The organism is Streptosporangium amethystogenes (assembly GCF_000721075.1).
Lineage (GTDB): Bacteria > Actinomycetota > Actinomycetes > Streptosporangiales > Streptosporangiaceae > Streptosporangium > Streptosporangium amethystogenes.
Map to the genome: position 1 here is coordinate 196364 of NZ_JOEQ01000015.1, position 25908 is coordinate 222271.

Here is a 25908-nt window from a genome sequence, read left to right on the forward strand (position 1 = left end):
TGTGCGATATCCGGCCGCCAGGCGCTTTCCTTGGTGGAAGAGCCGAAGCAATGCCGCGGTCGACCATGTGTCGTTCGATATAGCACCGGGTGAGACACTTGGTCTCGTCGGTGAATCCGGATCGGGGAAATCGACGGTCGGGAGAGCGATCCTCGGTCTCCAGCGAATCAGCGCCGGAACGATCCGATGCGACGACGTGCACATCACCGATGCCGGTCGCAAGGTTCCCCGGTCATATCGGCGTCGCGTTCAGGCGGTCTTCCAGGATCCGTACGGATCGCTGAATCCCACGATGATCGTCGCTGATCTCGTCGGCGAACCGTTGGCGCTCCATACAGACCTTCCGCGTAGCACCCGTACGGAACGGGTGGTCGAACTCCTGGAAATGGTCGGGCTGCGGTCACGGCATCTGAGCCGCCACCCCTACCAGTTCTCGGGTGGACAGCAGCAGCGCATCGCCATCGCCCGAGCTCTGGCGCTGGAGCCGGCGCTCATCATCCTGGACGAACCGGTCAGTTCGCTTGATGTGTCCATCCAGAGCCAGGTCATCAACGTGCTTGAGCAGGTGCAGGCGAAGACCGGTGTCTCGTACCTGTTCATCGCACATGATCTCGCCGTCGTGCGCCATATAAGTGCCCGTATCGCCGTGATGTATCGCGGCCGGATCGTGGAGGAGGGAGAAGCCGACCGAGTCTGCGAGAAGCCCGAGCATCCGTATTCGCAGTTGCTCCTTTCCTCCATTCTGAACGTCGATCTGCGGGATCAGGCGCAGAGGCGTGCGTATCGGCACGAGCTGGCGGCTTCCTTCCGTAGGCAAGAGCCGACCGTTGACCAATGAAGGGCGTTGTTCTGGAATGCGCAAGACATCACGGCCGAAGTCCAGCGTCTTGCTGGGGATACTGGTGGCATTCGCGACGTTCGTAGCAGGATGTGGCCAGTCCGGCTCGGATGAGGAGAACAAGGCGGTCCTGCGCTTCGGAGTCTTCTCAGGCACCGATTCGCTCGATCCGTACCTGACGATACAGGCGGTCGCAGCGATCCTGTATCCCGAGTACGACACCCTGACGCTGATGGACGACAGGTTCGAACTCAAGCCGTCACTGGCGACGTCGTGGACACGGCCGGATCCGAGAACATGGCGCCTGGAGCTCCGCGACGACGTGGTCTTCCATGACGGGTCGAAGTTCGACGCGGAGACGGTCAAGCTGAACTTCGAACGAGGCCGGTCCCTTCAGGCCTCCCCGTATATCGCCTTGTACTCGGCGATGAGTGAGATCAAGGTCGTCGACGCCGATACGGTCGACATCACTTTCGCCGAACCGTATCCCGCGTTCCCTGCGGAGGCGGCGACGATCGCCGGTGCCATGGTCAGTCCGAAGGCGATCAAGGAAAAGGGCGACCTGACCAGTACGATGGCGGGCAGTGGGGGCTGGATTTTCGACGCGCGGACCTTCGACCGCAAATCCGCGCTCGCGTTCGACGCGAACCCGAACTACTGGAACGCCGGCCAGGTCAAGGTCGACCGGCTGGAATACAACATCATCACCGATGACAACGCGCGCTTCAACGCCCTGCAAGGCGGCCAGATCGACATCATGGGTCACCTGCAGCCGGGGCAGGTCGCGACGGCGAAATCCGGCAACAAAGCGATCTTCGAGATACCGGTGGAATGCGGTGCGATCATCGTCGTCGATCGGGTAGGCAAGATCGTTCCGGCGCTGAAGGACCAGCGGGTCCGGCAGGCGATAGGCCTTTTGATCGACCGCACGGCCATGAACAGATCCGCTTACGCCGACGGCGGCAGTCCCGAGTTCGGCGGTTTCATGCCGCCTGGCTCGTACTGGCACAACGCGGAACTGGACCGGGTCCATGAAACCCCCGATGTGAACAGGGCCAGGCGGCTTCTCGCCGACGCGGGATATCCCAACGGGTTCTCATTCGAGATCGCCAGCGTGGACCTGGTCAAGCAGCGCCTGACCGCCCTATCCCAGATGCTTCGTGCCGGCGGTATCGACATGAAGCTCAAGGCGGTCCCCCCGAACAGCCTGGCCAAGGGGAATCGGGCGGGCAACTTCCCGGTGATCACGGTCACATCCCGGCATGTCGTGCCGGGCAGTTGGTACAGTGCATACGTTTCCGAGTCCGGCCCGTACAACGCCGCGTTCAAAGCCACGGACATGACGGATCTCGACGCGAAGGCCGTCGCCGCCGACAGCGCGGCGGACGAGTCCAAGAGCAAGGCGATCTGGGATGAGATCCAGGGGGAAGTCCTCAATCGGGGGTTCATGTTCCCGATCATGTGGACGTCGCAGCGAGCCGCGGTGTCAGCCGGAGTGGCCGGTGAGGCCGTCCTGAGGCCAGCCGAGGCGACCCCGCGTCCGTACGGCCTCTCGGTGAAGTCATGACCGCTTTCGCGGAGGGCCGGAGCGAGGCCGGGAACGGCCACGAAGGGACCGTGAGCCAGGGGCAGGGTTCACCCGCGACTGCCGGACTGCACGCGCTGCTCGAACCGCGATCCGTAGCGGTCGTCGGGGCCTCCGACGCGGTGGAGCGCATCGGAGGCCGCGTCCTTGACCACCTGCGGAGAGAGTTCACCGGGGCGATCTTTCCGATCAACCCCCGCCGCGACACGGTGCAGGGCCTGCGGGCTTACGGCGACATCGGTCAGGTCGACGGTGAGATCGACCTCGCGGTCCTCGCGGTCGCCAGTGAACTGGTGCCCGATGCCGTGCGGAGGTGCGCGGACCACGGGGTGAAGGCGGCGATCGTCATCTCATCCGGCTTCGCCGAGGTCGGCGATGACACGGGGAGGGCACTGCAGGAGGAACTGCACTCGATCCGGCAGCGCACCGGGATAAGGATTCTCGGACCCAACTCGATGGGGAGCATCAACCTTTCGGCGGGGCTGTACGCGACCTTCGCGGGGCTGAGGGGTTTCCCGATCGCGCCCGGTAACGTGGCGGTCGTCAGTCAGAGCGGAGCCTTCGGTATCCGGATCTTCGAAGGAGCTCAGAGCGAAGGTCTCGGCATCTCGCAGATGTGCCTCACCGGCAACGAGGTCGATGTCACGATAGGCGAGCTGGCGGGACACCTTCTCGAACGCGACGACGTCGCGGTCCTCACACTGTTCGCCGAAGGGATCCGAAACCCTGAGCTCCTGCTCGACGCGGGCCGGCGTGGCGCCGAACTCGGCAAGCCGATCATCTTCCTCAAGGCCGGTGTGTCGCACACCGGGGGCCGTGCCGCGCTCAGCCACACAGGCTCGATGATGGTGGGATCCCGCGCGTTCGAGGCGGCGATGGAATCGGTAGGCATCATGGTCGTCCCGACGCTGCGGCACCTGCTCAGCCAGACGAAAGCGTTCTCGCCCGGTCGGATCCCGCGCGGACGGCGGACATGCATCCTGACGGGCAGCGGCGGCTCCGGAATCCTGCTGGCCGATCACCTGGAGTCCGCGGGTCTGGAGGTGCCGCCGACCGGCCCGCGGCTGAGGGCCGAGATAGAGTCCCTCATCCCGAGCTTCGGATCGGCCGTGAACCCGATCGACTACACAGGCCAGATTTTGAACGACGCGTCCGCCCTGCCCGCGCTCCTGGAGCATGTGTGCACCTCGTCCGAGTACGACATCGTCTGCCTGACCGGTGTCAATCGCTCGCAACCGCCGGAGGTGCTGACCGCGATCATCGAGGCATGCCGTCGTTCGGGCAAGCCCTTCTTCACATGGGCGCCGCAGGTCGATGTCGCCTACGAGATGACACGCCAGGGAGCACCGGGCTTCCTGGATCCGCAGGCGATGGCCGAAGCGGCCGCGGGTGTCATCCGGTACGGCGGCCTGCGCGAACGGGCGTTGTCACGGACGAGGCCGACCACGACGAAGCAGGGGCTGGTCGCTCCGGGCGGCGGGTCCCTGACCGAGAGCGACGCGAAGCGGATCCTGCGGGCATACGGCATACCGGTGACGCGAGAAGGGATCGCGGCTTCGGCGCACGACGCTGTCGCGCTGGCCTCGGACATCGGCTTTCCAGTCGTGATGAAGCTGTCATCGCGGTGGCTGGTCCACAAGTCGGACGAGAACGCCGTATGCCTGAACCTGCGGAATGCCGCCGAGGTCGGCGAGGCCTTCCACGACCTCGTGGCGGTAGGGAAGCGGCTCCTGCCCGCCGGCGAAACGCACGCCGACGTCCTGGTCCAAGAGCAGGTGCCTGCGGGGATCGAAATTCTCTGCGGGATGGTCAGGGACCCGCTGTTCGGCCCGATCATCACCGTGGGTGCCGGTGGCGTACTGGCGGAGGTCATGAACGAGCGGCATGACACGCTGCCTCCGGTCACGCGGCAGCAGGCCAGAGAGCTGGTGGGCCGAATATGGGACGGCCGCTTGGTGAGCCATCGTCGTGGCCTGGGGGCGGCGGCGATCGAGGAACTGGCCGGAGCGATCGAACGCTTCAGCTGGCTCGCGTTGTCCGAAACGGCCATCCAGGAGATCGACATCAATCCGTTCATCGCCACCGGGGATGCTGTCATCGCCGTCGACGCGTTGATCGTCACAGCGGCCGCGGCCGATGGCGATGCGGTCGCGTCCCTCCGGGAGGTGGGGCGTGACGTCCACTGAGCCCAAGTTCGTCCGGTATGAGATCGACGAGGGTGTGGCGGTCATCACCCTCGATCGCCCGGACAGGCTGAACGCCCTCATCCCGCCGATGACCCGCGAGCTGATCGGTCTGCTGGACCGAGCCGATCTCGACGATGCGGTGCGGGCTGTGGTGCTCACCGGAGCCGGACGAGGATTCTGCGGTGGTGCGGACTTCGAACGCCTGCGCACCGTCGAGGCGTCAGGTGTCGTGGAAACGCATCGAGCACTGCGACGGGACCGGGCCATGCGGCTCAGGAAGCCTCTGATCGCCGCTGTCAACGGTGCTGTCGGTGGAGCCGGTCTCGCGCACGCGCTGATGGCCGATATCCGGTTCGCGGCCGCCGGCGCGAAATGGACGACCGCCTTCGCTCGCTACGGCCTGGTGGCGGAGATGGGCACCTCCTGGTTGCTGACCAGGCTCGTCGGCATGGCGCGGGCCAAGGACCTGCTCTTCTCCGGCCGAGTCTTCTCCAGCGAGGAAGCCTACGAGTATGGGCTCGTGCAGTTCGTGCACCCCGCGGACGAGGTGCTGGAACGCTCGGTGCGGTACGCACGGGAGTTGGCAGCGGTCTCGCCGTACTCCATCTCGCAGATGCGCGAACAGATCCACGCCGATCTCGAACGAGATTGGGACACGGCGTACTGGGATTCAGTCGAACGGACGCAGAACAGCATCGGCTGGGACACCTTCCGCCGCTCGGTGCCTGGCTCTCAGCCGAGTTGATCGCCCCGGGAGCGGCTCGATGACGAGTCGCTCCCGTTCCTTCCGGCGATCCACCGGCACGCCGGAAGGAACGGGCCCTTCCACTTCGCGGTTCGTCCCTTTCAGGGAGCCGTAGGTTCGCAGACGGTGACCGGGCTCAGCCGGCCGGAACGCCCGCCGTACCGAATTCGGCGATGAGCAGGGCTTTCACCTGTTCCTGGCTCACCTTGAGCGAGGGTGTTCGAGGAAGGGCCGCCACGGCGACGAACGCGGTCGGCACCTGGTATGGGAGCAGCCTGCCGCGGACCCAGTCGGTCAAGACCCGAGCGTCGAAGGCAGTTCCCCGCGCGGTTTCGATCAGCGCGACGGGAACCTCGCCCAGCCGCTGATCCGGCATGCCGACGACCGCGGCGTCGCGCACCGACGGGTGCTCCTTGATGACCTCGGCGACCGCTCCGGCCGACACCTTGAACCCTCCGCGGATGATGACATCGTCCGTCCGGCCGACGATCCAGATGAATCCGTCCCCGTCGACGCGCGCGAGGTCGGTTGTCTCCTGCCACACGTCCGGATCGGACGCGGACTGTGGAGAGCGGACGTCCAGCTGTCCGACCTCGCCGGCCGGAACGATCTCATTGGTTCCCGGGACCCGGACGCGTACCTCGACGCCGGGGTGCACCCGTCCCACGCTGCCACGCTTGCTGCGGCGGAACGTCCGCCGGTCCGCCAACGTCCACCCGGCGATCCCGCCGGCGAACTCGGTCGCCCCGTACATCACCAGTACGGAGAGGTCGTACGTCTCCTCGAACCGTTCGGCGACCTCGGGCTTTAGCGGCGCGGTTCCGCAGACAACGGCGCGGACGTGTGTGAAGACCTCGGGGCTGACGTCCGCGTCGAGAATCATCTGCAGTGATGTCGGGGTGAGGGCGAGCACTTGGGAGTCATACGCGGATACCAACCGGACCAGTCCGTCGACCGTGAATTTCTCCAGCATCGCCACCCTGCGGCCGTCGATGAGATTGAGTAGCAGCCGGAACAGTCCGCTGGTGTGCAGGATAGGGGCGACGAGGATCGCCACGCCGGAACGGAGCCGTGCCTGCCAGGGCCGTCCCGACTCGTAGTGCGCGGCACCCGTGAAGCTGGCTTCGAGATTCTTGAAGCTCACCGGGACACGTTTGGGAGGACCTGTCGTTCCGCTGGTCAACATGCTCACGGCGATTCCGGGCAACGATCGCGTGGCGATCACGTCAGGAGACAACGCACACGCGGTGACCGGCGCGACCTGACGTGGATCACGTGTCGCCACCGAGAGCCCCAGGATGCCGGCTGATCGTGCCGAGGCGGCGAAACCCTCGACCCGCCAGTCGTCTTCGTCGGCGATCACGGCCACCAGGTCGAGAGCACCGACGTCATGGGCAAGAGCGTTCTCGGGCTGCATGTGGCTGAGCGAGACGATGCTGTACCGCGACGTCAACGCGCCCATCATCGCTCCGACGACGCCGGGTCGATTGCGCATCACAATGCCCACCTTGGCGCCGTCGGGGGCCCCGATGGCCCTTAGGTGGGATTCGATCGCGGCAGCCCCCGCAGCGAGATCACCCCACGTGCACCACCGGCCGTCCAGCTCAAGCGCCGGAGCAGTGGGATCGACCTCCAGAACGGCCCTCAGGCGTGCCGGTAAGTCGAAGCCCGTCACGTTGTCTCCAGTGGACATGCGTCCTCCTTTCGGCTAGGTGGTTGAGGTGTGTTGTCATCGGGATCGTTCACGATCGTGCGGATCGGTCCGGGGTTTTTCCCAGCCCCAGCTCGCGAATACCGAGCGCAACACGGCGACGAGGGGAAGCGGCTGGTCGAGCATGACGTGATGTCCGGAATCGGCGATCTCAATGATCGGTAGCGAGCTGCCCAGCAGTCTGTGCATCAGGTCGAACGTTTCCACAGTCGGCAAGCCGTACTGAGCGCGGATGAGAGCGATCTGGCAGGGCGGAGTGAACAGTTGATCGGGTGTGAGAGAGCTTTGGCCGAAAAGGCGGGGATCGAACTTCCAGGTCCACCCTCCTTCGGCCGCCCGGATGGACGTCTCGGCGAGGTGGTCGACGATGTATCGATGGGCTCGCCCGACCTCGGGAATGGGGTGGAACCGCGCTATCGCCGCCTCGCGCGTCGGGTAGAGACGGGGTCGCCGTAAGGCATGTTGGCGTCGCGCGATCATTTCTTCAACCGCGACGTCGCGCACCGCGCCGTCGACGCAAACGGCGCCGATGAGCTGCTCACCGAAGGAGAGCGCCGTACGCAACGAGACCAGAGCACCCATGCTGTGCCCGACGAGAACCAGGCCGCCGGCGATCCCCGCGTCGCGCGCGACGTCCAGCACCTGATTCGCCCAATCCTCATGGCTGTAGTACTCGGCGTGGCCGCTGTCGCCGTGTCCGGACAGATCCAGCGCGACGACGCGGCGTTCGTCGGCGAATTGAGGAGCGATGTGGTCCCACCACCTGGAATGGGCGGCCCCACCGTGCACGAACACGATGCCTGGCCGGCCCTCCCGCCCCCAAGCCCGGTAGTGGATCGGTATCCCGGAGACGATCACCTGGCGTTCGTCGACCGGATGCGCGAGCGCGTTGCGGAACCAGGTAGGGGCGGCATGCACGATGCTCATGGTGATGGCTCCTCGGTGCCTAGTATCCGAGGGCATGGTCCACCGGATTGATCACGGGTTGGCCGGACTCGACGCGTTCGATGTTCGTGAAGAACAGATCGACCACTCGTGACCGATAGTCCGGGGTGCTCCATGAGACGTGCGGTGTGATGATCGTATTGGGTGCGTCCCACAGCGGGCTGGTGGCCGGCAGCGGTTCACGTTGGAACACATCGAGTGCGGCGCCTCCGAGGACGCCGGCGTGAAGGCGGGCGGAGAGCGCCTCCTCATCGATGACATCGCCACGCGAGACGTTGATGATCAGACAGTTCGGCGTACATCGATCGAGAATGTCGGCGTTCAGCATCTGGTGCGTCTGTGCTGTCGCGGGAACCGCCATGACGATGGCGTCAGCCCTCGCTGCCAGTTCCGCGAAGCGTGCGGTTTCGTGCATCTCGTCAAACTCCGGACATGGGGCTCCACTCTTACGGATACCGATCACGTGCATGCCCAGTGCCCTGGCGTGTCGTGCCAACTCTCGCCCCACCGGGCCGGCTCCTACGACCAGAAGGGTCGCGCCCGAGATCAGGCGCGGGTGATGGCGCTTCCACTCCCGGGCGTGCTGGCTGGCCAGCGCGCCGGGAAGCCTTTTCGCCAGGCTGAGGAGCATCGAGAGGGCGAATTCGGCCATCGCCGGTGCGGATATGCCTCGGGCGTTCGCCACCTGCACGTGCGTCGGCAACCCCCTCGCCGGGAGAAGACTATCGGCGCCCGAACCGATGAGATGAATGAGTCGGAGGCGCCCGGCGCGTGACCAGTCCTCCACCGGCATGCCTATGCCGAGGACGGCTTCTATCCGGTCGAGTTCGGCGATGAACTCCGATTCCGTACGACAGGCGACCAGTTGTCGATCTCCGAGTGAGGATGTGGAGGCTTCCAGCGCGTCGATGGCGAACCTGCCATAGCAATGCACTTTGGTGATCTCGCCGACGCGCACCGTTTCGTCCCTGCCCTCAGCCGCCAATTGGATGCCTAAGATGCAATCAATGCTATTATATATATCTTAGATGCGGCAAGTTTGCGATCATATGCTGTGGCTCGCCAACGGGTTGCCGCGAACGAACTGGCCTTGCCGGCGGAGTGGGACGACGCCGCATGTCCCATCCAGGAGACGACGGCGACCTCCCTGTTCGAGGAGCAGGTCGCGTGCACCCCGGACGCGGTCGCCGTCGAAGGCGAGGCCGGCGGTGGGGTCGGCGGTGGGGTCGACGGTGAGTCGGGCACGCTCACCTACGCGGAGCTGGACCGGCGGGCCTCGCCCGGTTGCTGCGCGAGCGCGGTGCCGGACCTGGCCGGGTTGAACCGGTGTTCCAGAAGGTGGCGCCGAACGTCCCGACACGGAACGATCAACTACGTGACTCCACGTGTTCATTTGATTACCTTTGGTGTTGCCATGTTCCGTAGGTAACCGAGGAGGATCATGAACACCTTCATCCGCAGTGCCCGCATCGGTCTGGCAGGGGCGGTTCTAGCCGGCGCCGGCCTGCTCGGCGTACTTCCCGTGACCGGTGCCCACGCCGCGTCGTCCCAGGTCGCACCGGCGGTCGCCTGCTCGCCCACGGCTGCGGACGGCTGGATCTGCTACCTGCGGTACTGCGACGCCTACTACTGCTACTACGACTGCTATCCGACCCTGGCCGCGCGCAACAAGGGGGAGAAGCCCTCCGACACCATCCGTGTTCCCAAGCCCGAGGGGACACCTCCCGCCCAGATCACCCGGCCCTGACCGGCGGAGCCGGGACGCTGTGGACCGGGTATGCGCGGTCGTGCCGTCCATGGTGGGGAAGGCTCGCCGCGGGGTTCCCTTGGCGGGTCGGGCGGCTCCGGCCGGCCTCCACCTTCGACGGAGCCGGGCTGAGATCTTCTGAGGGACGGCCGGGCCGTGCGGTGCTGATCGCACGGCCCGGCCGTACGGTGGTTCTCCGATTCTAGAGAGACTCTCTAGAATCGGCTATGATTTTGCCATGGGACCTACTGTCGTCATCACCGGCGGCAACCGCGGGATCGGCCTGGCCACGGCCGAGGAGTTCGCCCGCCGCGATCACCGGGTGGTGATCGTGGCCAGGAATCCCGCCGCGGCGGGCGAGGCCGCCCGGCTCGGCGTCGAGCTGATCGCCGGAGATCTCTCAACGTTGAAAGGGGTCCGGGCTGTCGCCGAGGCGCTGGCCGGAACCTGCCCGCGGCTCGACGTGCTGGTGCACAACGCCGGGATCTGGCCATCGGCGCGGCGGCTCACCGAGGACGGGTTCGAGGAGTCCTTCGCCGTCAACCACCTGGCGCCCTTCCTGCTCAACCGTCTGCTGGAGGATCGTCTGACCAGGGTCGTGCAGGTCACCGCCGGCCTGTATGTCAAGGGCCGTGCCGACCTCGTGCGCACCCCGGCCGGTACGGACTTCTCCTCCCTGCGCACCTACGCCGACACCAAGCTCTGCAACCTGGCGCTGATGCCGTTGTGGGCCGAGCGCTGGAAGCCGCGGGGCATCACGATCGACGCCGTCCACCCCGGAGTGATCAGGACCGGGCTCGGCGACCGGGGCGGCCCGGTGGGGGTGCTGCTGAAGACCGCGAAGCTGCTGTGGAAGGCCCCGGCCGACGGCGCGGCTCCGGTCGTACGGCTGGCGTTCGACCAGGCCGGCACCGGACGGTACTTCGACATCGACCGCGAGCTGCCCCTCGCCTCCGTGGCCGCCGACCCCGCGTGGGCGGGGAAACTGTGGACACAGGCCGTAGAGCTGACCGGTGTCGCCTAGACAGCGGCGCGGCGAGGAGACCCGGGAGCGGCTGCTGGCGGCGGCACTGGACCTCTACGCGGAGAAGGGAGCCGACGGCTTCACCATGACGGCGGTGACCGCTACCAGCGGCGTCAGCGTCGGAAGCCTCTACCACCACTTCGGCAGCTTCGACGGGCTGGCGGCCGCCCTCTACGCGCGCTGCCTGTCCGACCTGCTCGACGCCGTCATCGCCGCACTCGACGCGGTGCCGCAGGAGCGGGAAGGAGGCCCCCGCGAGGGCACGGAGGCGCGGGCCGCCGCCGGCGTCCGGGCCGTGGTCACCGGATATCTCGGCTTCACCCGCGAGCACAGGGCCGCCGCGCGCTTCGTCCACGCCTCCGCCTACGCCGACTTCCTGGCCGCGCACGTGGATCTGATCGCGGAGGAGAAGGAGCCCAGGCTGGCCGGGATCCTGGGCTGGCTGCGACCGTACATCAAGGCGGGGCTGGTCGTGGAGCTGCCCGACGGGCTGATCGAGATGCTGGTCGTCGGCCCGGTCGCGGAGACGGCCCGCCGCTGGCTGGCCGGGGCCCCCGGCATCGACCTGGACGAGGCGTCCCGACTGCTTCCCGAGCGGATCTGGCGGTCCCTGCGGGCCGCCGAGGCGTCGGTGACGAGGTAGGAGAGGGTACGAGGTACCAAGCGTGGAACGCCCAAAGACGGTGTGAACCGCTTGATCGTACGCATACGGCATTATCACCGCGCTCTCCATGTCTTTCGTACCCCTGTGGGAATTACCTCCTTGCGAAGAGTAAGGTTGCCCTGCCCTAATTTAGGTAAGGCTTTCCATCTCATGGAGTGACGGTGTTCGCCAGCTATCTCATCGGATTACGCGAGGGCCTGGAGGCCGCGCTCGTCGTCTCCGTGCTCGTTGCCCTCCTCGTCAAAAGTGATCGACGTGACCGGCTTCCCCTCGTCTGGGCCGGGGTCGGTGCCGCTCTCGTGCTGTCGATCGCGTTCGGCGCGCTGCTCACCTTCACCGTCGCCCATCTGGAATACCGGCAGCAGGAGTTGTTCGAGGCGGTCACCTCGCTGCTGGCCACCGTGTTCGTCACCTGGATGATCTTCTGGATGCGGGGTGCCGCCCGTACGATCTCCGGCGACCTGCGCGCCAGGCTGAGCGAGGCCCTGGAGGTCGGCGCGATCTCGGTGGTCGTGATGGCCTTCCTCGCCGTGGCGCGCGAGGGCCTGGAGACCGCGCTGCTGTTCTTCGCGTCGGTGCAGGGCGCCACCACCACCGCGGTCCCGTTGATCGGGATCAGCCTTGGCTTGATCACCGCGGTCCTGCTGGGCTGGGCCATCTACCGCAGCGCGATGCGGATCAACCTGACCAGGTTCTTCACCTGGACCGGCCTCCTGCTGATCCTGGTCGCCGCCGGAATCTTCAAGTACGGCGTGCACGACCTACAGGAGGCCGCCGTCCTGCCGGGCCTGTCCAGCTACGCCTTCGACATCAGCGGCGTGCTGCCCGCCGACTCCTGGTACGGCGCCCTGCTGGCCGGGATGTTCAACATCACCCCGCAGCCGAGCGTGCTGGAGACGGTGGCCTGGGTCGTCTACGCGGTGCCCACGCTCATCCTCTTCCTGCGGCCGTGGCGCAGCCGCCCGACCCCCTCACCCGCCACCCCGTCGACCGACCCACAGCCCGCGGGCTGAAACCGCCTGAACAGGACGATCATGCGTACTTCCCTTGCCATCGCCGTGGGCGCACTCGCCCTCACCGGCCTCGCGGCCTGCTCCTCCGAACCCACCCCGGCCACGGTCGCCGGTGCCTCCGCCGCCCCGGCCAAGGGTGGCCCCGTCACGGTGGCCGCCACCGACACCGAGTGCAAGGTCGCCGTCACCGAGCTGGCCGCGGGCACCTCGACATTCGCGATCACCAACGGTGGCACCAAGGTGACCGAGTTCTACGTCTACGCCCCCGGCGACCGGGTCATGGGGGAGGTGGAGAACATCGTGCCGGGCCTGACCCGCGAGGTGATCGTCGAGCTGCCGGCCGGCAGCTACGAGACCGCCTGCAAGCCCGGCATGGTCGGCAAGGGCGTCCGCGGCCCGCTCAAGGTCACCGGCGAGCACAAGCCGCTCAGCGACGACGCCCAGCTCGCCGAGGCGACCGCCAGCTACAAGCGCTACATCAAGTCGCAGAGCGACACACTGCTGATCAAGGCGCAGGAGTTCGTCGACGCGGTCAAGGCCGAGGACATCGACAAGGCCAAGGCGCTCTTCCCGGTCTCCCGCACCTACTGGGAGCGGATCGAGCCGGTCGCGGAGATCTTCGGCGACCTCGACCCGGCCATCGACGCCCGGGAGAACGACGTGGCCGAGGGGGAGGAGTGGACCGGCTTCCACCGGATCGAGAAGGACCTCTGGGTCGGTAAGGACGTCAGCAAGGACGGCCCGATCGCCGACAAGCTGATGGCCGACATCAAGACCATCGTGGAGCAGTCCAACTCCGCCGAGCTGTCGCCGGTGCTGCTGGCCAACGGCGCCAAGGGCCTGCTCGACGAGGTGGCCTCCGGGAAGATCACCGGTGAGGAGGACCGCTACTCGCACACCGACCTGTGGGACTTCGACGCCAACCTGCAGGGTTCCAAGGCCGCGGTCCAGTCGCTCCGCCCCGTTCTGGAGGAGCGCGCCCCCGAACTGGTGAAGACGCTGGACGAGAAGTTCGCCGGGGCCGAGGCCGCGCTCGGCGCGCACCAGAAGGGCGACGGCTGGAAGCTGCACACCGAGCTGTCCAAGGGCGACCTCAAGAAGCTGTCAGACGCGATCAACGCGCTCGCCGAGCCGATCAGTAAGATCGCTGCGGTGGTGGCAAAGTAATGGCCGTTCCACGTAGGGGAGGGGTGCGATGAGCCAGCGGATCAGCCGTAGGAAGCTGTTCGGCATGGGCGCGGCCGGTGTGGCGGTCGCCGGCGCGGGTGTGATCGCGGTGCGTGGGATCGGTGACGAGCCCGCGCCCACCACGGTCGCCTCCGTCTCCGATGCGGTCCCCTTCTACGGCGAGCACCAGGCGGGCATCGTCACCCCGGCACAGGACCGGCTGCACTTCGTCTCCTTTGACGTCATCACCGAGAAGAAGGCGGAGCTGGCCGAGCTGCTCCAGGAGTGGAGCGCCGCCGCGGCCCGGATGACCCAGGGCCAGGAGGCGGGCACGTTCGGCGCGGTCGGCGGCCAGCCGGAGGCACCGCCGGACGACACCGGCGAGGCACTCGGCCTGCCCGCCTCCGGGCTGACGCTGACCGTCGGCTTCGGTGGATCGCTCTTCGACGACCGGTTCGGGCTGGCCTCGCGCAGGCCGGCCGCGCTGGCCGATCTGCCGCACCTGCCCGGAGACGCGTTGCTGCCGGAGATCTCCGGCGGTGACCTGTGCGTGCAGGCGTGCGCGCACGACCCGCAGGTGGCGGTGCACGCCATCCGTAACCTGGCGCGCATCGGCTTCGGCCGGGTCTCGGTGCGCTGGTCCCAGCTCGGCTTCGGCCGCACCTCGTCGACCTCGCGCGCGCAGGCGACGCCGCGCAACCTGATGGGGTTCAAGGACGGCACGGCCAACCTCAAGCTGGAGGACGTGGCGCTGCTGAAGGAGCAGCTCTGGGTGGGGTCCGGTGACGGCCCCGACTGGATGACCGGTGGCAGTTACCTGGTCACCCGCAAGATCCGGATGCTGGTCGAGACCTGGGACCGGGCACCGCTGGCCGAGCAGGAGCAGATCTTCGGCCGGGACAAGGGGGAGGGGGCACCGCTGGGCAGGAAGAATGAGTTCGACCCGATCGACTTCGAGGCCAAGGGATCCGACGGAAAGCCCCTGATCTTCGACGACGCGCACGTACGGCTCGCCCACCCGTCCCGCAACGGCGGTGCGCACCTGTTGCGCCGCGGCTACAACTACGTGGACGGCTCCGACGGCCTGGGCCGGCTGGACGCCGGCCTGTTCTTCATGGCCTACCAGCGCGACCCCCACCGCCAGTTCGTCACCGTGCAGCGCTCCCTGGCGGGCAGGGACTCCCTCAACGAGTACATCAAGCACGTCTCCAGCGCCCTGTTCGCCTGCCCGCCCGGCGTGCGCGACGCGGGCGACTACTGGGGCCGAGCCCTGTTCTCCTGACCACCGACTGGATCAGCGCAGGGTTCGGCAGAACATGTCGAGGGTGATCTCGATGATCTCGGTCGTGTCCTCCGCGCCGGGGCCGCCGGGGGACTCCGAGGCGAGGCGCCGGGTGCCCGCGCGGAGTACGCCCCAGGCGAGCTCGGCCCGCAGCGCGGGATGGTCGTGTCCCGCCTCGCGGAGCACGTCGCCGAGGGGCTCGAGGAGCGACCCGTGCAACTCCTCCAGCCGTGCCAGGCACTCGGTCGGCAGGCCGAGCGTCTGCGCCGCCGGGACCAGCGCGTAGTCGGTACTGCCGACGAACTCGAGCGCGACCCTGCCGTACGCCCGGAGCCGTTCGTCGAGTGAGGCGGCCGGCCCGTTGGGCGGGGTCTCGGCCATGGTGGCGCGCAGCCGGCCGGCCCAGCGGGGAAAGCCTTCCTCGGTGAGCTGGGCGAGGATGTCGGCGGTGGAGGAGAAGTAGCGGTAGACGCTCGATCGGGCCAGGCCGATCCGGGCGCCCACCGCCGCCGGGGTGAGCGCGTGCACTCCCTGCGCGGCCAGGATCTCGCGCGCCGCCTCCAGCAGGGCGGCGTGCTGGTTGGCCCGGTGGTCGGCGACGGTCGCCGCGCTGATCCTTGGCATCTACACCTCCTGGTGGCGTCCTCCGCTGTCCGGTTCGGGCATCCCCGCTCCGTCACCGTCATTCTCCCCGTCTTCGTCACCGTCCGCGTCCTCACTGTCCCGGGTGGGGGCGGCGGTACGCGGGAGCAGGAACGTGAAGCCGAGTCCGGCCAGCAGGACCAGCCCGGTGATGACCGGCACCCTGCGGGTCGCCTCGGTGGCGCCCGCGACAGCCGCCGCGTGGACGGCCGGATCGCTCAGCCCCGGGATGGCCGCACCACCGCTCTCCTGCACGGCGTTCGCCACGCTCGTGCGGACCTGCTCCGGGTAGGACGCCATGTTCTTCTCGACCGACGAGCCGAGCCCGGTGACCAGCACCCCGCCCAGGATGGCGACCCCCAGCCCCGCACCGACCTGGCGGATCGCGCTCTGCAACCCGGAGGCCTGACCCGCCTGCCGGGCGGGTACGTCGGCCATCAGCACACTGGTGAGCTGGGCCGTGGCGAAGCCGATGCCGAAGCCGTAGACGAGCATCCAGGGCACGATCCGCCACATGCTCATGCCGGCCTCCAGGGAGAGACCGATGCCGACGGCGCCCACGACCTCCAGGGCGAGGCCGATCTGCACGACCGTCCGCGAGCTCACCTTCCTGGTCAGGGCGGGGACCACGCCGCCGGCCAGGAAGGTGCCCACGGCGAGGGTGGCGATGATGAGGCCGGCCGTGAACGCGCTGTGGCCGAGCGCCGACTGCAGGAACAGCGGCAGCACCAGGATCACGCCGAACTCGCCCAGCGCCACGATCATCGCGGTTATCGCGCCGTAACGGAAGCCGGGCAGCGTGAACAGCGTCAGGTCGATCAGCACGGGGCGCCCGGCCCGCTCGCGTCGCCGCTCCAGCAGGATGAAGGCGGCCACGGCCAGGATGCCGATGCCGAACGCGAAGGGCACCGGGGAGACCTCCTCGAACCGCAGTCCGAAGAGTTCGGCGGCCCGCAGGGGAGTGAGCCAGCCGTATTTCTGACCCTCGATGAGGCCGAAGACGATGGAGAACATGCCCAGCACGATCAGCGCGATGCCCAGCGGGTCGTGACCGGTGGCGCGATCCTCACGGGAGGCGGGAATGCGAAGCGCGCCGAGCAGGACCAGCGCGCCGATGGGCAGGTTGATCCAGAAAGCCGCGCGCCAGCCGTAGTCGGTGACCAGCCAGCCGCCGACCAGCGGCCCGATGGCGGCCATGCCGCCGACGATCGAGCCCCAGATGGCGAATCCGATCACCCGTTGCCTGCCGAAATAGGTGGAGTTGATGATCGCGAGTGTCATGGGCATGGCCATCGCGGCGCCCACTCCCTGGATGCCCCTGGCCCCGATCAGCATCGCGCCGCTCCCCGCGATCGCCGCCAGCAGGCTCGCGACCAGGAAGACCACGATGCCGGTGGCGAACAGCTGCGGCCTGCCGCGCTGGTCGCCGATCCGGCCCAGCGGGATGAGCAGGGAGGCGAACACCAGCAGGTACAGGGAGTTGACCCACTCCACATCGGTGACCGTGAGCCCCAGATCGTCGATCATCGCCGGAACGGCGACGTTCACGATCGTCGCGTCGATGACGACCATCGACACACCGACCGCGAGCACGAAGAGAGGCAGCCAGCTTTGACGAGAACTTGGCGACGACATGTCGCGAACTATAGCAACATCATGTCGCTATCTATCCGGGCGCGTGCCGATGTTCCGGGTAGGACGGTCAATGGGGTGGGCGTGACCTGGGCGGGCCGGGTAGGGTGGCGATCAACAGCGATGACGGAGACGAGTAGCGCCTCGATCACCGGAGTCGGAGAGAGCCGCCGGTAGCTGCGAAGGCGGACTCCGGCCGGGGTGCGAAGACCCTCCCGAGCTGCGGGGAAGAACGGCCCTCGGGCCCAGTAGAGTCCCGCCGAATCGCCCACGTCAAGGGTTTGCAGAGGCCACGCCGCACAAGCCGGCGGTGTGGCGAAGGTGTGGTGGTACCGCGAGGATCCCGCTCGCCCACGCCTCTCAGGGGACGCGTTGCGAACTCAAGGAGGTCACCACCATGCAACGCATCCTGTCCACCCAGCTGTCCGTGCACGTCGGCGAGACCGTACGCGTCGCGGGCTGGATTCACCGTCGCCGACTGCTGAAGTCGGTCGCCTTCCTGATCCTGCGCGACGCCGCCGGCCTGACCCAGGTCGTGGTGTCCGAGGAGGCCGTCCGCGCTCAACTGGAGGCCCTGCCGGAGGAGACGACGGTCTCCGTCGTCGGCACGGTCACCGCCGAGCCGTCCGCGCCGGGCGGCGTCGAGATCACCTCGCCGGTGATCGAGGCACTGACCGACCCGGCCGACCCGGCCCCGTTCGACCTCTACCGGCCTGACCTGCGCGCGAGCCTGCCGACGATGCTCGACCACGCGCCGGTCGCGCTGCGCCACCCGAAGCTCGCCGCCACCCACCGCATCGGCGCGGCCGCGGTCGGCGGCTTCCGTACGGCGCTCGAAGCGATGTCGTTCGTCGAGATCCACACCCCGAAGATCGTGGGTGCGGCGACCGAGAGCGGCGCCAACGTCTTCAGGCTCGACTACTTCGGCCGTCCGGCCTACCTGGCGCAGTCTCCTCAGCTCTACAAGCAGATGATGGTCGGCGTCTTCGAGCGGGTCTACGAGGTCGGACCGGTCTTCCGCGCCGAGCCGAGCGACACCGCCCGCCACCTGGCGTCGTACACGTCCCTCGACGCCGAGATGGGCTTCATCGAGGACCACCGCGACGTCATCGCCGCGTGCCACGCGACGGTCGGGGGCATGCTGGCAGGCATCCAGACGTCGGCCGGTCCCTCACTTGAGCTTCTCGACGTCACCATGCCCGCGCTGACGGAGAGACCAGTGGTGGTGCACTTCACCGACGTCCTTGAGATGATCAGCAAGGCGACCGGCCAGGACATCACCGCCGAGCCCGACCTCGCCCCGGCGCACGAGCGCTGGATCGGGGAGTGGGCCCTGCGCGAGCACGGTTCGGACTTCGTGTTCGTCGAGGGCTACCCGACCGCGCACCGCGCCTTCTACACACATCCGGACCCGGCGCGGCCCGGCCACTCGCGCGCGTTCGACCTGATATTTCGTGGCCTGGAACTGGTCAGCGGCGGCCAGCGGATGCACCGGCACGCCGACTACGTGCGAACGCTGACCGCGCGCGGCGAGAGCGACCTGTCGGCGTACTCGGGATACCTCGACGCGATGCGCTCCGGCATGCCGCCGCACGGCGGCTTCGCCTTCGGGCTGGAAAGGTTCATGGCACGCCTGCTCGACGTGCCGAACATACGCCAGGTCACCCTCTTCCCCCGCGACCTGCACCGGCTCGCTCCGTAAACGACTCGCTTTCCACTGTGGCCGAGGTGGGGGAGGCCGGCGTCCCGGACGATGGTGGGATCAGGTCCGTGGACGCCGGCCTTTTCATCCGGTCCACGCCCGGCGCGGGGGAGCCGTCGGCGTGGACCGGCTCCGGGGTCAGTGGGATCGGGGGACGGTCCCGTCTGCCCGGAGATCTGGGAAGGTTGTGGCTGCTAGGGGCGGGTGGGCAGGTCAAACCAGACGACTCGACCGGTTTCGCTCTCCTTCCAGCCCCAGGCCGATGACAGCCCCTGAACAAGCCACAGACCACGGCCGTTCTCACTGAGCGAGTCCACCTGTGCGGGAACCTGTGGAATGGCGCCTGAGGAGCCCTCGTCGATCACTTCCACATGCAGCGTGTGGTCATGGTCGGCAACCACCAGCCGCAGCATTCCATGCGGCCTGTGCCCAGAGTCGGAGTGTTGTACGGCATTCGCCACCAGTTCGCTGACCAGTAGCTCAACCTCATCTGCCCTCGGATGCCCTGCCACTCCCGGCAACTCCCGTACATACGCCCGCGCCACCGCGATCGAACTCGGCGAGCCGGGGAGATCAACGGCGCCCAGAAGCCTAACGGTGCTCATTGCGCCATCTCCCAGACACGGTTTGACGCCTCACTCGACAGTGCCCGCACTCGCTGGCCATCGCCCCGGCCCCAGGTGAAGAACCACGTTCCCTTGAACCTCAGCGCCATGATCCGCAACGGCCCAGCCGCCCGGGAAACCAGCAGAGCCGGTTCCTTTCCGGTCGGCAGCTCAACCATCGCGCTCAAGCCAAGCTTGTGCAGGTCCCATGCCAATCGGACCAGGTGAAGGTACTGATCTTCTTTCACGTGCCGAGGAATCCGCTGAGTGCTTACAGATGCGCTGCTATTTGTCCGGATAGTGCGACTTTCGGAATCTTGATTTGTCATCTTGGGCTCCAGCTGTGTGAGGTAATTGTCGGTTTATCGTTGCGATCTTCCCTGGTGGCTCGTTTGATGTACGCCCAGAATGCAGGTAGACATAGCTGTCTCGCATAGGAAGTCGAAGGACAATCCGATTGCAGAAAACCTCAGCTGATGTAAGAGATTTCGCTACCGTGTCAGCAAAGGTCGGCGGTACGCCAAGGAACCTCGGAGGCGGTCATGGTCAAAAACCTCGATTCCCACCTGTCTCCTCTCGCGCGCTTTGGCCGTGAGCTGGCCAGATGTCGTAAGGAAGCAGGGTGGTCACAAAGACGGCTGGCCGATCGCCTTGGATGCTCACCGTCTCTTGTGGGGCACATCGAAGCCGGTACCCGCAACCCGCAACTTGACTTCGCGGAGGCATGTGATCGCGTCTTCAATCTTCCCGAGAGTGACTACTTCGTCCGGTTATATCGACGGATCCACCAATCACCTTCCGGGCCGGGATGGTTCCTCCGCTGGATTGAGGAGATCGAGCCTGGGGCAACCATGCTGCGGATCTGGGCACCCTTCTTGATCCCCGGCCTACTCCAGACGAAGGACTACGCGCGAGCCGTCTTCCTCGGTCACTTCTCGACTCCCGAAGCGGAGATAGAAGATCAGGTAGCGGCTCGTATGCGGCGACAGGAAATTCTCAACCGGGATAATCCTCCCGAACTTCGGGTGCTTCTGGATGAGTGGGTGGTCAAACGTCCGATTGGTGGCAGGGAAGTCATGTATCAGCAGCTCGACCACCTGGCAGCTATCGCGCAGCATCGCCGCGTGACGGTACAGCTCGTTCCGTATGACACTTCTTGCACAGACGGCCTGTTGTCGGCATTCGTCATCGCGGAATTGCCCGATGCCCCACCCGCCGTCTCCGTTGATTCGGCAGGTAAAGGCGAAGTGTCAGCAGAGCATGATCTCGTCACGCGGATCCTGGACCGTTATGACAGACTGAGCACAGAGGCATATCGTCCAGGCGAATCACTCGAAAAGATCAAGGAAGCAGTGGAGCGATGGAACCTGAAGATCTGACCATCACGGATCTCTCCGGGGCTGTGTGGAAGAAGAGTTCCCGTAGCGGCAACAACGGCGGTGAGTGCGTCGAGGTCGCAACCAACCTTCCTCGCGTCGTAGCCGTCCGTGACAGCAAGAACCCGACCGGCCCAGCGCTCGTCTTCGCCCCCGCCGCTTGGTCGGCGTTTCTGAGTGGCATCAAGGGTGGCGAGTTCGGCATCTGAGGCTGGATCCACCGAGTCGAATCTGCAGTGAAGATCCTGAAATGAGAGGAGGTGCCCTCTGACCTAGGATGATGGGAGTTCTTCAGGCTTCCGTCACCTTGATCGGGAGGACACCTCTCGCGTGTAATTGCTCCACGAATCTGCCAAGACCCATGCGACCTTCGATGAGGAACGCGTGGTCGCGTACGGCGGACCGGGGCCGGTAATGCGGTTGGCCTGGGAGAATCGGCGGCCGAGCACGTCGCCCCCGCACACCAAGATCGACGCCGCCCGCGCTCTGGCCTGGGGCGGCCTGGACGCTCCCGCCGACTGGACGCGCGTGCGGCGTCGTTTCCGTGACGGCCATACCGAGACCTGGTGGGCGGCTGATGCCCGGCTCCGGTCGTGGCAGAACGATCCCACCGGCCGAGCCGGGACCCGCCGGCACGGGTGACCGCTCAACGCCGAGAGCTCCCGGCCATGGCCAGGGGCTCTCGGCGTCTCAAGGGCCTGCCCCGGGACACCCGGTGCTGTGACCGGTGAACCTTTCCGGTCACAGCACCGATGTTCCTCAGACCCCGAGAATGGTGCTGAATGAGGATCGGGCGGTCAGATGTGCTACTGATGCACAATGGGGGGCGTAAGTATCGGTAGAAGCCGGCGGATCCTGGTCGCGGCCGTCGTGGTGATCATGCTGGTCGTCCTGATGACCGGGGCCCTGGACATCCGGATTCTGCCCTACCGCCGCCTCGAACCCTCCTGACCTCCATGCAGTGGGTTGCGCTGGTCCTCGCCATGCTGATCGTGTACGGCGCGGCTGTACGGCGCACCGCGGAGGTGGCCGGGGTGGTGGCGCTTGCCTTTGTCGTCATTACGGGTGGGGTCTCCGGCTTTCTGGGGTGGCGGGTCCGTGATGTCGTCGGGAGCCTGTTGCTGGCCGCCGGATTGGCTGCGGTGGCGTGGGCGCTGGGGCGGTGGCGGCGGCGGGTCCTTGCCAAGCGGGATGCGCTCGCCGCCTTTCTGGCGGGGGTTGAGGCAGTGCCCGCGACGGCTGCCGCGGTGGAGCGGCTTCGGCTGGCCGGCGAGTTGCACGACACCGCGGCTCATCGGCTCACCGGCATCGTGGTCGGCGCGGCCTCAGCGCTGCGGCTGGGGGATGCGCGGCTGGTGGCGTCTGCGCTGGAGCATGCGGCGGCTGAGGGTCGGCTGGTGGTGAGGGAACTGGCCGCGCTCATGGATGGCGTTCCCGGGGTGCCACGGCTGGCCGACGTCGACGCGCTGGCCGGACCCGGGGTGGTGTACCGCAGGACGGTGGACGAGGTGCGGGAGGAGGTGGCGGCGGTCGCGTACCGGGTGGTGCGGGAGGCGCTGACCAACGCCGCCCGATACGCGCCGGGCGCGCAGGTGCGGGTGGAGCTCGCCGCCGCCGACGGAGACCTGGTGGTGACGGTGATCAACCAGGGCGGGGAAAGCGGCAGGGCGGAGGACGGCCTCGGGGCGGGAAAGGGGCTGGCCGGGCTCAGGGCGGCCGCGGCCGAGTGCGGAGGAACGCTGACCGCCGGCCCCCAGGGTGATGGGTGGGCTGTGGCGGCGTCCTTCCGGATGACGACACGGGGGCGGGGGAGGAAGGACGGGTGGCGGGGGAGACGGGGGGCGGATTGGGCGTTGGTGGCGTTGGCCGTCGGGCTGTCGGTCGGGACCAGCCTGCTCGACAGCGACCCCGCCGACCTGTTGCTTCTCCTTCCCCTCTGCGCCCTCCACGCACTACCGCTCGGCTGGCGCAGACGGGCACCCGGCTTCGCGCTGGCGGTGGCGCTGTCGATCTACTCGGTGCTGGTGGCGACGCGAGCCGTACCGCCCGCGGGAGATGTGTTCCTGTGGTGCTCGTGGGTGGAACTGGCGCTGCTCTACGCCATCGGACTAAGCGGGAAGGGTCTTTCTGCTTGCCTGGGCATGGCGGCGGTAGGTGGGCTGGCGCTGGCGGCCGGCCCGGGGATCACGGGCAACCGGCTGGGCGCGTGGGTGGTGCTGGGCCTGGGCGTCACCGTGCCCGCCGTCACCGCCTGGGTACTCGGCGCGGCCGTCGCGACGATTCGGGCGCGGCGGTCGGTCGGGGAGGCGCAGGCGCGCACGGCGACGGGTGAGCTGACGGCGGCAGCCGTACGAACGGAGCGGGACAGGATCGCGGGCGGCCTGCGGCGTACGGCGATGCGCCACGCGGAGGCGGTCGTGGCGGCGGCGGATGCGGGCAGGCTCGCCGACGCGCTGGCCGAGGCCAGGGATGGACTCACCACACTCAGAGACCTGCTCGAAGAGCTGGGCGAGACGGGAGATCCGGCCCCTACGCTGGCCGGAGTAGCGGCGCTGGCCTCCCGCAAGGGCGCCATCGTCAAGTTCACGGGCGAGCGCCGCGAGGTGGACCCGGCGGTTCAGGTGGCCGCGTTCAGAGCGGCAGAGCAATTCTTCGAGCACGGCGACGAGGTGACCGTGGCCTACCTGAACGGTGGCGTGAGCATTGAGGGCAAGGCCACGGCCGGGCTCCGGGACCTCGCCGACGCGGTCGGGGGGGAACTGATCACCATGGCTGATGGCACGATACGGGTATGGCTACCCGAATGATCACCATTCTTGTCGCCGACGATCAGGCGGTCGTGCGGGCGGGCATAGCAGCCGTCCTGGACGCCGAGCGCGATATGACCGTAGTGGGTCAGGCGGCCGACGGGCAGGCGGCGGTCGAGCTGGCTCTCCAATCGCGCCCCGACGTGGTGCTGATGGACGTCAGGATGCCCGGCCTCGACGGCCTGCGGGCCACGGCGCGCATCACCGCCGAGGTGCCCGGGACGCGGGTGGTGGTGCTGACCACGTTCGGGCTGGACGACTACGTCTTCGGCGCGTTGCGGGCCGGCGCCGCCGGGTTCCTGCTGAAGGACGCGGAGCCCGAGCGGGTGATCGACGCGGTCCGGGTGGTCGCAGCCGGAGACGCCATGCTCGACCCAGGCATCACGAGGCGGCTCATCGACCGATTCGCGCAAGAGCCGCCGCCGTACAACGGCAGCACGGGCGTGCTCACGCCGCGCGAGACCGAAGTGCTCAAGCAGGTCGCCACCGGCCTGAGTAACGCCGAGATCGGCGCGGTGCTCGGCATCAGCCCGGCCACCGTCAAGGACCACATCGCGGTGATCCTCGGCAAGCTCGGCGTACGCAACCGCCTTCAGGCCACCATCGCCGCGTACGAGACGGGCCTGGTCCGCCCCGCCGCGCGGCGGGGGGAGCAGCCATCCTGACGGAGGAAGAACCGGCCTCCTCACCTTCCTAGCGTTGATCCCATGAAGCTTGTCCTGGGGGCCGTCCTGGCCCTGATCCTCTCGCCGCTGATCTTCTTCGGCGTCGCCATGGTCGTGCCCGTATACCCGGTCTTCGCCGGAGCGGCCGCCGCCTCGATCGTGTCGATCGCATGGCTGGTCGCGCGAAAAGCACTGTATGCCGCAGGTATCACCGTTGTGCTGTGCGGTATCGCCGCCGTCACCGTCCTGCTCCCGTTTCCCGCGCCGGTGCCGGTGATTCCGGCGGGTGTGCGGTTCTGGGACCTGCCCACCGGCTCCCGCCTGGCCTATGTCAGCGAACCGGCCAGGGGTACGGCCAGGCCGTATCCGGTGATCTTCCTGCACGGCGGCCCCGGCACACCGGGTGAGGGGGTCCCGGAGGGCGGGCGGGAACTGGCTGGTGAGGGGTTCGACGTCTATGCCTACGACCAACTCGGCGCTGGACGCTCCACGCGCCTCGACGATGTCAGCGGTTACACGGTGGCCAGGCACGTCGCCGATCTCGACGCCGTCCGCAGTGCGATCGGCGCCGAGCGGGTGATCCTGGTCGGCAGGTCCTGGGGCGGCACCCTGGCGGCCGCGTACATGGCGGCCCATCCCGACCGCGTCGCCAGGGCCGTGCTGACCTCACCGGGAGCGATCTGGGAGCCTGCCTATCCCGACGGCGTGGGCTCGCCCTGGGGCAACGGGGACGGGCCCGACGGTTCGCTGCGCTTCCTCGTCCAGAACGTCCTGCTCGGGCTCAACCCGGCGGCCGCGCACAGCATGGTGCCCGACCGCGAGGCGGACGCCTACTTCCACCAGCTGCTCGTCTCCGCCAAGGACGCCACGGGCTGCCCGGGGGCGGCACCCGCGCCCACGCACACCAACCAGCCCGGCTTCTACGTCAACCAGGTCACCTCCGCGGACGCGGAGACCGTACCTGATCCCAGGCCCAAGCTGCGCCGGGTCCACGTGCCGACGCTGATCGTGCGCGGCCAGTGCGACTACCTCAAGTGGCAGGTCACCGACGAATACCGGCGCACTCTGCCGAACTCGACATTCCTCTACGTGCCCGGCGCGGGGCACTCCATCGCCAACGGCCGTCCTGACCTCTACCGCGAGCTTCTGACGGCCTTCCTCCTGGGGAGAAAGCTACCTACGCCCTAGTGGGACCTGGTTACCTCGGGTAAGAGACGGTGTGTCACCTGTTTCGGGGGCGAGGAAACATGACCCCTCAAGGACTCGAGGCCATGCGGGCGCGACTGGAGACGTTTGCCGCTGAGGTGTTCTCCTGTTTCGCCCGTGCATCAGCGAGACCACGATCCCGGCGAAGGCCGGCACCACCACGACGGTATTCGTCCGGGGGGGTGGATGCCACGGCAGGTTCGGCATGGGGCATGGCGAAATCTCCGGCTTGACAGTACGGGTGCGGATGGTCTGACAGATTTTAGACAGGTTTTAAGTCAGTTGCTTGACTTAAGTTAACAGCATCGGTTGACTGATCGTGACTCGAAGGTCGGTTCGGAGGGGGCACGGTGGGTCAGGGTGACG

General features: G+C 67.4%; 25 protein-coding genes. 18 read left to right on the top strand and 7 right to left on the bottom strand.

The genetic code is table 11. The features are described 5' to 3' along the window. The first annotated feature begins 1 nt into the window (after position 1). The 4 genes from IG98_RS48935 to IG98_RS0122620 are packed head-to-tail and all read left to right on the top strand — an operon-like array spanning position 2 to position 5354. Positions 2-838 carry an ATP-binding cassette domain-containing protein gene (locus tag IG98_RS48935; protein ID WP_211264058.1) on the top strand — a complete coding sequence of 279 codons (837 nt, stop codon included), beginning with the start codon at positions 2-4 and terminating at the stop codon, positions 836-838. Beyond that, a complete protein-coding gene (locus IG98_RS0122590; protein WP_169750164.1) occupies positions 777-2405 on the top strand; it encodes an ABC transporter substrate-binding protein in 1629 nt (542 codons plus the stop codon). The genes IG98_RS48935 and IG98_RS0122590 overlap by 62 nt, the downstream gene beginning before the upstream one ends. Further along, positions 2402-4609, top strand: a complete 2208-nt coding sequence (locus IG98_RS47170) for an acetate--CoA ligase family protein (RefSeq protein WP_051752646.1) — start codon at positions 2402-2404, stop codon at positions 4607-4609. Before IG98_RS0122590 ends, IG98_RS47170 begins: the two co-directional genes overlap by 4 nt. Continuing rightward, a complete protein-coding gene (locus IG98_RS0122620) occupies positions 4596-5354 on the top strand; it encodes an enoyl-CoA hydratase-related protein (protein WP_051752648.1) in 759 nt (252 codons plus the stop codon). The genes IG98_RS47170 and IG98_RS0122620 overlap by 14 nt, the downstream gene beginning before the upstream one ends. A gap of 136 nt (positions 5355-5490) precedes the next feature. On the opposite strand, the gene IG98_RS0122625 is transcribed toward IG98_RS0122620, so the two are convergent. Genes IG98_RS0122625 through IG98_RS0122635 form a run of 3 tightly spaced genes read right to left on the bottom strand, consistent with a single transcriptional unit; the run spans position 5491 to position 8968 of the window. Next, on the bottom strand, positions 5491-7047 hold the full coding sequence (locus IG98_RS0122625; RefSeq protein WP_051752651.1) for a class I adenylate-forming enzyme family protein: 1557 nt from the start codon (positions 7045-7047) through the stop codon (positions 5491-5493). A gap of 36 nt (positions 7048-7083) precedes the next feature. Continuing rightward, positions 7084-7992, bottom strand: coding sequence for an alpha/beta fold hydrolase (locus IG98_RS0122630; RefSeq protein ID WP_051752654.1), 909 nt, complete (start codon positions 7990-7992; stop codon positions 7084-7086). Positions 7993-8011: 19 nt separating this feature from the next. Then, positions 8012-8968 (bottom strand): D-2-hydroxyacid dehydrogenase, encoded by a 957-nt coding sequence (locus IG98_RS0122635; protein WP_157594460.1) that lies wholly within the window; start codon positions 8966-8968, stop codon positions 8012-8014. A gap of 483 nt (positions 8969-9451) precedes the next feature. Between IG98_RS0122635 and IG98_RS0122645 the strand changes: the two genes are divergently transcribed. The 6 genes from IG98_RS0122645 to efeB all read left to right on the top strand — a co-directional run bounded on the left by IG98_RS0122645 (position 9452) and on the right by efeB (position 14907). Next, entirely contained in the window at positions 9452-9757 is a 306-nt protein-coding gene (locus tag IG98_RS0122645) for a hypothetical protein (protein ID WP_051752657.1), read from the top strand. Between the two features lie 238 nt (positions 9758-9995). Next, positions 9996-10781 (top strand): SDR family NAD(P)-dependent oxidoreductase, encoded by a 786-nt coding sequence (locus IG98_RS0122650; RefSeq protein WP_030915505.1) that lies wholly within the window; start codon positions 9996-9998, stop codon positions 10779-10781. After that, positions 10771-11424 carry a TetR/AcrR family transcriptional regulator gene (locus IG98_RS0122655; protein WP_030915508.1) on the top strand — a complete coding sequence of 218 codons (654 nt, stop codon included), beginning with the start codon at positions 10771-10773 and terminating at the stop codon, positions 11422-11424. The genes IG98_RS0122650 and IG98_RS0122655 overlap by 11 nt, the downstream gene beginning before the upstream one ends. A gap of 182 nt (positions 11425-11606) precedes the next feature. Next, positions 11607-12458: an iron uptake transporter permease EfeU gene (gene efeU / locus IG98_RS0122660; RefSeq protein WP_037970981.1), complete on the top strand. Its 852-nt coding sequence runs from the start codon at positions 11607-11609 to the stop codon at positions 12456-12458. A gap of 21 nt (positions 12459-12479) precedes the next feature. Further along, on the top strand, positions 12480-13625 hold the full coding sequence (gene efeO / locus IG98_RS0122665; RefSeq protein WP_030915515.1) for an iron uptake system protein EfeO: 1146 nt from the start codon (positions 12480-12482) through the stop codon (positions 13623-13625). Positions 13626-13653: 28 nt separating this feature from the next. Further along, on the top strand, positions 13654-14907 hold the full coding sequence (gene efeB, locus IG98_RS0122670) for an iron uptake transporter deferrochelatase/peroxidase subunit (protein WP_030915518.1): 1254 nt from the start codon (positions 13654-13656) through the stop codon (positions 14905-14907). 12 nt (positions 14908-14919) lie between these two features. Here the strand turns inward: efeB and IG98_RS0122675 are convergent, their stop codons facing one another. Together IG98_RS0122675 and IG98_RS0122680 are read right to left on the bottom strand one after the other, a co-directional pair. Beyond that, positions 14920-15531, bottom strand: a complete 612-nt coding sequence (locus IG98_RS0122675) for a TetR/AcrR family transcriptional regulator (RefSeq protein ID WP_030915521.1) — start codon at positions 15529-15531, stop codon at positions 14920-14922. After that, the gene (locus IG98_RS0122680; protein WP_030915524.1) at positions 15532-17184 is read right to left on the bottom strand and encodes an MFS transporter; all 1653 of its coding nucleotides are present in this window, start codon (positions 17182-17184) and stop codon (positions 15532-15534) included. 394 nt (positions 17185-17578) lie between these two features. Between IG98_RS0122680 and aspS the strand changes: the two genes are divergently transcribed. Then, positions 17579-18883: an aspartate--tRNA(Asn) ligase gene (gene aspS, locus IG98_RS0122685; RefSeq protein WP_030915527.1), complete on the top strand. Its 1305-nt coding sequence runs from the start codon at positions 17579-17581 to the stop codon at positions 18881-18883. 194 nt (positions 18884-19077) lie between these two features. Here aspS and IG98_RS0122690 read toward each other — a convergent pair whose 3' ends face one another. Then, entirely contained in the window at positions 19078-19488 is a 411-nt protein-coding gene (locus IG98_RS0122690; protein ID WP_051752661.1) for an ATP-binding protein, read from the bottom strand. Next, positions 19485-19736: a hypothetical protein gene (locus tag IG98_RS0122695; protein WP_030915533.1), complete on the bottom strand. Its 252-nt coding sequence runs from the start codon at positions 19734-19736 to the stop codon at positions 19485-19487. The genes IG98_RS0122690 and IG98_RS0122695 overlap by 4 nt, the downstream gene beginning before the upstream one ends. Before the next feature lie 294 nt (positions 19737-20030). Between IG98_RS0122695 and IG98_RS48940 the strand changes: the two genes are divergently transcribed. From IG98_RS48940 to IG98_RS0122730, 7 genes are all read left to right on the top strand, one after another. Then, positions 20031-20867 (top strand): helix-turn-helix domain-containing protein, encoded by an 837-nt coding sequence (locus tag IG98_RS48940; protein ID WP_084195564.1) that lies wholly within the window; start codon positions 20031-20033, stop codon positions 20865-20867. After that, a complete protein-coding gene (locus tag IG98_RS0122705) occupies positions 20849-21073 on the top strand; it encodes a DUF397 domain-containing protein (protein WP_030915540.1) in 225 nt (74 codons plus the stop codon). The genes IG98_RS48940 and IG98_RS0122705 overlap by 19 nt, the downstream gene beginning before the upstream one ends. A gap of 127 nt (positions 21074-21200) precedes the next feature. Next, the gene (locus tag IG98_RS0122710) at positions 21201-21506 is read left to right on the top strand and encodes a hypothetical protein (RefSeq protein ID WP_157594461.1); all 306 of its coding nucleotides are present in this window, start codon (positions 21201-21203) and stop codon (positions 21504-21506) included. A 177-nt stretch (positions 21507-21683) separates the two neighbouring features. Beyond that, complete coding sequence (locus tag IG98_RS54330) at positions 21684-21815, top strand: hypothetical protein (protein ID WP_281178506.1); 132 nt, start codon at positions 21684-21686, stop codon at positions 21813-21815. A 5-nt stretch (positions 21816-21820) separates the two neighbouring features. Further along, positions 21821-23671, top strand: a complete 1851-nt coding sequence (locus tag IG98_RS0122720) for an ATP-binding protein (RefSeq protein ID WP_030915545.1) — start codon at positions 21821-21823, stop codon at positions 23669-23671. After that, positions 23668-24336 carry a response regulator gene (locus IG98_RS0122725; protein ID WP_030915548.1) on the top strand — a complete coding sequence of 223 codons (669 nt, stop codon included), beginning with the start codon at positions 23668-23670 and terminating at the stop codon, positions 24334-24336. The genes IG98_RS0122720 and IG98_RS0122725 overlap by 4 nt, the downstream gene beginning before the upstream one ends. A gap of 42 nt (positions 24337-24378) precedes the next feature. Continuing rightward, the gene (locus tag IG98_RS0122730) at positions 24379-25524 is read left to right on the top strand and encodes an alpha/beta fold hydrolase (protein ID WP_030915551.1); all 1146 of its coding nucleotides are present in this window, start codon (positions 24379-24381) and stop codon (positions 25522-25524) included. Positions 25525-25908 lie beyond the last annotated feature (384 nt).

What these genes read in the sequence shown, in the direction of transcription:
- IG98_RS0122650 (WP_030915505.1), top strand. Translation starts at nt 9,996, where the DNA reads ATGGGACCTACTGTCGTCATCACCGGCGGCAACCGCGGGATCGGCCTG.
- IG98_RS0122680 (WP_030915524.1), bottom strand. Translation starts at nt 17,184, where the DNA reads ATGTCGTCGCCAAGTTCTCGTCAAAGCTGGCTGCCTCTCTTCGTGCTC.
- IG98_RS0122645 (WP_051752657.1), top strand. Translation starts at nt 9,452, where the DNA reads ATGAACACCTTCATCCGCAGTGCCCGCATCGGTCTGGCAGGGGCGGTT.
- IG98_RS0122725 (WP_030915548.1), top strand. Translation starts at nt 23,668, where the DNA reads ATGATCACCATTCTTGTCGCCGACGATCAGGCGGTCGTGCGGGCGGGC.
- IG98_RS0122675 (WP_030915521.1), bottom strand. Translation starts at nt 15,531, where the DNA reads ATGCCAAGGATCAGCGCGGCGACCGTCGCCGACCACCGGGCCAACCAG.
- efeB (WP_030915518.1), top strand. Translation starts at nt 13,654, where the DNA reads ATGAGCCAGCGGATCAGCCGTAGGAAGCTGTTCGGCATGGGCGCGGCC.
- IG98_RS54330 (WP_281178506.1), top strand. Translation starts at nt 21,684, where the DNA reads ATGGGGGGCGTAAGTATCGGTAGAAGCCGGCGGATCCTGGTCGCGGCC.
- efeO (WP_030915515.1), top strand. Translation starts at nt 12,480, where the DNA reads ATGCGTACTTCCCTTGCCATCGCCGTGGGCGCACTCGCCCTCACCGGC.
- IG98_RS0122705 (WP_030915540.1), top strand. Translation starts at nt 20,849, where the DNA reads ATGGAACCTGAAGATCTGACCATCACGGATCTCTCCGGGGCTGTGTGG.
- IG98_RS0122625 (WP_051752651.1), bottom strand. Translation starts at nt 7,047, where the DNA reads ATGTCCACTGGAGACAACGTGACGGGCTTCGACTTACCGGCACGCCTG.
- IG98_RS48940 (WP_084195564.1), top strand. Translation starts at nt 20,031, where the DNA reads ATGGTCAAAAACCTCGATTCCCACCTGTCTCCTCTCGCGCGCTTTGGC.
- IG98_RS47170 (WP_051752646.1), top strand. Translation starts at nt 2,402, where the DNA reads ATGACCGCTTTCGCGGAGGGCCGGAGCGAGGCCGGGAACGGCCACGAA.
- IG98_RS0122720 (WP_030915545.1), top strand. Translation starts at nt 21,821, where the DNA reads ATGCAGTGGGTTGCGCTGGTCCTCGCCATGCTGATCGTGTACGGCGCG.
- IG98_RS0122730 (WP_030915551.1), top strand. Translation starts at nt 24,379, where the DNA reads ATGAAGCTTGTCCTGGGGGCCGTCCTGGCCCTGATCCTCTCGCCGCTG.
- IG98_RS0122630 (WP_051752654.1), bottom strand. Translation starts at nt 7,992, where the DNA reads ATGAGCATCGTGCATGCCGCCCCTACCTGGTTCCGCAACGCGCTCGCG.
- IG98_RS0122690 (WP_051752661.1), bottom strand. Translation starts at nt 19,488, where the DNA reads ATGAGCACCGTTAGGCTTCTGGGCGCCGTTGATCTCCCCGGCTCGCCG.
- aspS (WP_030915527.1), top strand. Translation starts at nt 17,579, where the DNA reads ATGCAACGCATCCTGTCCACCCAGCTGTCCGTGCACGTCGGCGAGACC.